Annotated in this window: 1 pseudogene; it reads right to left on the minus strand. The window is 70.9% G+C overall.

Annotated features, from left to right (window positions below):
- Nucleotides 1–398 (minus strand): annotated as a pseudogene (locus tag PUR56_RS10890) (hypothetical protein); the annotation flags it as partial.

Below are 398 nucleotides of genomic sequence, written 5' to 3' on the forward strand. Positions count from 1 at the left end.
CGGCTGTATCGACTGCCGGGGGCTCCTCCACGACAACGTGCGCGTTCGTCCCTCTGTCGGCGAACGCCGACCCCCCCGCCCGACGAGGCCGGTCGCCGGCGCTCCAGGGCCGCGTCTCCGTCAGCAAGTCGACGGCGCGCGCCGACCAGTTGACCTCGGTCGTCGGCTCGTCCGCGGGCAGGGAGGCGGGCACGGCCTCCTCCCGCATCGCCCGGACCCTCTTGCCGATGCCGGCGACACCGGCCGCCGCCTGCGTGTGGCCGATGTTGGACTTCACCGACCAGAGCCATAGCGGGTAACCACCTTCACTGTCCAGTCCGTAGGAGTGCAGGAGGGCCTGGCCAGCAATTGGTACGCCGAGCGTCGTTCCCCTGACGAGCGACAAGACCGAGACGACG

This window comes from Streptomyces sp. BE303, from assembly GCF_036290945.1.
Lineage (GTDB): Bacteria > Actinomycetota > Actinomycetes > Streptomycetales > Streptomycetaceae > Kitasatospora.